Here is a 4,389-nt window from a genome sequence, read left to right as displayed (position 1 = left end):
GTTATTGGTTATTGGTTATTGGTTATTGGTTATTGGTTATTGGTTATTGGTTGTTAGCCATTCCCAATTCCCAATTCCCAATTCCCCATTCCCCATTCCCTACTCCCCACTCCCTATTCAAGTTTGATCGTCAGCTAGAGTAATCAGGGCATCGCTGAAGGTAAGATTTAGTCGCTTATTCATTCTCGGTACTAAGTCAATGCCAAAGTTTTTATCTTTATCCGTAGCATGGGCGCTAATTCTCACACCAAGACAGACTTCATTACGGTGTTGAGCTGCGAGTACGCAATCAGCAAAGGTGAGCTTACCAATTAGTTCGACTGGGAAATAAAGCGATATTGGTTTAATATACAATTCGCTCCCATCTGCCGAGAATAAATCCCGATATATTGACATGACATCAGGTTCCTGAGACACCTGTGCTAAAATTTTAGAGACGAATTGATTAGTAAGAACAAAATCTTTAACCCCAGCCTTGATAACCAAGTCAGTCTCTTGGGAATCAATAATTTCAGCAATCAAATCAGTGAATACTGGTTTACCTGTTTCCGCAGCATAATCTCGGAAAATTTGCCGCATTTCTAACAATATAGTTAGTGTTTTCGCATCAATCTCTTCAGCATTTTCTCCAGTACTTGCTAATATTGAGATGCTGGTATATTCATGGGGATTGAGACTTTTGAGTTGCTTAATTGAATTGACATCTATCTCCTTAGCTTCCATCTTGATATCGGGATAGGCTTTAGCAATCTTGTCAAATTCAGATTGAATCTCTTCGCTTAATTCATTTACCGCCAGATCAACCTGTGAACCCTTAGTTAGATATGCTGCATATTCTCTCAGGGCAATCCGGGCTTTGCTATTCCATCCCAGCACCAGATACTTTTCGATTTTTGGCTCAAGGGTTGGCCCATAGTCAAGATAGCCAATATTCTGTGGTTCGACAACAGGATTGGGATTAAAATCGATTGTAGAATCATCTTCTGCTAGGATAATCGCCTCATCATCATCAGCTAACTTGTAATCTTGACTGGGTTTTATAGTGAGAGTCCCGTCTGCGTGACGGACACCCAGTGGTATACCATTGGAGAAATGAAATGGCAATTCACGAAAGGTGACACTATGCCAGCCAGAATTGGCTCGATAAAAATAGAATTCATTTCCTTCAAAACCCACTAAGTTTAAATAGACAGTTGCTAATCCTGCACTTCGGGAGGTTTGAACTAAGATTCTACCTAAAATATCTGCCTCATTCAGAGTTGTCACAGCGCCTGGAACAATGTTTTCCGCTAGTCGTCGATATTGTTGCGAGTGTAATTCGGCAACTATTTGGGGTAAGTTTTCTTCCCCATTTGCGGCTACAACCGCTAGAATAGATTTGACTACCCGTGCATCAGCCAAAGTTTTAACTGCTTCGGGATCTGAACCTTTAGCCTCATTTAAAACGATGGCTGATTTGGCTACTTCAACTCCGACTTTCTTCAAGTCGTTTAAACTGGTGATCGAGCCATTGCGCGTTACCACTCTCGTTGTTTTGATTTCACCCAAATTATTCCGGAGGAAATCGTCCATCTCTTCCTTACTTTCTTGAGAAAGGATTACAACAACAGCATCGGATTCAGATTCATTAGCTACCACCAACTCTTGAATAATATCTATAATTCTGTCACTGAATCCTAAAATTAACGTATGGTTGGCTTCCACAACCGGGCTTTTACCCTTACGGAGCGCCAATAGTTTTGCTTCAAATTCCTGGGTAATGAAGGCAACTAGACTAGAGAACAACACTAACCCTACAAAAATCGTGATTATACCCGCAGTCTTGGCCGCAAAATTAGCCTCGTCTCCCGTATCTCTTAACCCGATTAACTCAACGAATACTTCCCAGAGCAACTCCGAGGAATCGTTGATATAATCATTGGGAAATAGCTTCTCAAAACTAGTACGGAGCAGTGTCATTAAAAGAAAAGCAGTGAAAAAGGCTGACACTAGTGCCAGAAAAACCGACATCCCCCCTTTCGACATAAAATTATCGAAGTTATACTGGAGGCGCTTTTTCCAAGGGATTTGATTTTGAGAGGAGATGGTTTTGTTATTTTTCAAAGTTATTACCAAACGCTACAAGTAAATTAGGTACAGCCAAATCTTACATTATATCCAGTTATCGCCACTCATGGCAAACTTTCCTATGTCCACCTCGAATCATAACAATTCACCCGAAGCACTGGCTGCACCTTTAAGCGATTGCGTAGATCGCAATCCTGTAGGCAATCGCGGCAACTTGACCAATTCGACGAAATTGACCCCTACCAACTGGCAAGTTCGCCTCCAGAACTATAGTAAACTGTTGATGGCTGTTGTAGAAGCTAGTAATTTTACCCTCCAATATGCCAACGACTCATTTTGTCGGCTGATGGGAATCACCCCCCCCACCGGAAACTGGCACAGTCAGGGCATCCGACTGTGGGATTTGTTTGGCGAGTTTGATGCGGTAGCGCAAGAACAATTATATCGTCGTCATTTATTACCTCTAGTCTTGCGGGACGTATATCAGATAGATCGTTCCAATTGGAGTTTTTTAGATGAACCGACGATTGTTTCCGTCAACACCGCTGGCAATACCGAACCCCACTCAATTCAATTTTGGCTACGCTCTGAACATCTTAAGGTAGAGCGGATCGATCCGCAACAGGATGAGTTTGCCGATGTGGAATTATCTCAGTTACCTCTAGAAGAAATCTTGGCGACAGAAACTTGGGAAAATCGGTTACAGTTGGACAATTACCGAGTAAAAGGTCAATTTTTGTGGGAAGGATTGGATGTCACCAACCAAGAGAAGATCCGACGCTTAATTGACTTACTCATCGAACACGACTCTGTACTACGCCCAAAGAAGTTTCGCTTGTTGGATCGACAGTTGCGATCGCTCTTTCATGCTGACAATTTTCTCCTCTTAAGTGTCAAAGGTCAACAAGTCAAGGTTTTTACCAGCAAAGACAATCGGGTAATCCAAAGTAAAATCTATACCCTGGAATCCCTAGAAGGCTCCCACTTTATGGCAGCAGCAGAAGCTAATCGCGTCTGGAAAGTGCCTAACCTCAGCAGCGATTGTAAAACGAAGTTGGAACAGCTACTATTCAATCAGGGAGTATCTTCTCTACTACTGATTCCCCTATTTGTTAGCCATCCAGATGGGGAAAGCTCCCCAGGACAACTTATCGGCATGGTAGGATTAACTAGCAATATCCCCAATAATTTTGATTCTTTAGATGTCAGTCACGGATTGGCTTTAATCCCAGCTTTGAGTGCGGCTTTGCGTCAGGGTGTCCAAGGACAATTTAGTCATATCCATCCTGCCGTGGAATGGCGCTTTTTGGAAGAAGCAGAAAGGCGCAGTTGGGGACTACCTCCTCAAGCGATTGTCTTTACCAATGTCTACCCGATGTACGGTATTTGTGATATTCGGGGTTCTTCCGAGCAGCGCAATCACGCCATCCAAACAGATTTACTCGCTCAGTTTACTTTGGCTGTGGCTGTGGTAGATGCTGTTTGCCAATATCAAGATTTGGCGTTTTTGCAGCAATTTCATCAGGATTTATTGACGTATCGGGAAAGTTTGAGCAATGGCGTAATGGTGGATGCAGAAGTTACTGCTATCCAGTATTTGAGAGATAATTTAGAAATTTATTTCGATTATTTTCGCCAATGTGGTGATGGAGCCGCCGCAGCGGTGAAAGCCTATGAGGAGGCTTGTGCTAACGATCATCGCTGTGTTTATACTGCCCGCGATTGCTACGATCGCATGATTCACGAAATTAACAATCAATTGCGGGAAACCTGGGATACGGCTCAGATGAGGATGCAACAAATTTTACCTCATTACTGCGATGTGGAGCTGACAGATGGTATGGATCACATGATTTATGTGGGAGGATCCATTAATCAGAAGTTTTCTTTATTTCATCTCCATGCCTTACGCTACGAGCAGCTACGAGCAATCTGCGAATGCGCCCGTGTCTGTTTCGGATTGCGCGATCGCTATGAAAAAACCCTAGAAGTAACATATCTCGTTTTGGTACAAGATACCACTGTCGATATTTTCCACGACGAGCAAACTGAAAAACTATTCGATTTGCGCGGTAGCACCCGCGATACTCGCTATGAAATTGTCAAAAAACGCATCGATAAAGCGGTAGATGTTAAAAATCAAGCTCGTATCACTCAGCCCGGTATGCTGACTTTAGTCTATTCTACTAAAGAAGAGTGGGAAGAATACGAACATTATCTCCGTTATTTAGCTCGCGAAGCTTGGGTGGATACTGCGATCGAATCCGGAATAGTTGAACCACTCCAAGGCATTACAGGGTTGAAATTTGCCCGCGTCCGGAT

The 4,389-nt window shown here is 42.9% G+C and carries 2 protein-coding genes; one reads left to right on the top strand and one right to left on the bottom strand.

What is annotated here, in order from left to right:
• Nucleotides 1-117: 117 nt before the first annotated feature.
• Nucleotides 118-2,103: a CASTOR/POLLUX-related putative ion channel gene (locus tag NJ959_RS26150; RefSeq protein WP_254014689.1), complete on the bottom strand. Its 1,986-nt coding sequence runs from the start codon at nucleotides 2,101-2,103 to the stop codon at nucleotides 118-120.
• An 85-nt stretch (nucleotides 2,104-2,188) separates the two neighbouring features.
• On the opposite strand from NJ959_RS26150, the gene NJ959_RS26145 reads away from it, so the two are divergent.
• Nucleotides 2,189-4,389, top strand: a 2,201-nt coding sequence (locus NJ959_RS26145) for a GAF domain-containing protein (protein ID WP_254014688.1), incomplete at its 3' end; no start/stop codon positions are given.

It is taken from the genome of Limnofasciculus baicalensis BBK-W-15 (genome assembly GCF_024178385.1).
Lineage (GTDB): Bacteria > Cyanobacteriota > Cyanobacteriia > Cyanobacteriales > Coleofasciculaceae > Limnofasciculus > Limnofasciculus baicalensis.
This window is presented reverse-complemented; position numbering and strand designations above follow the sequence as displayed.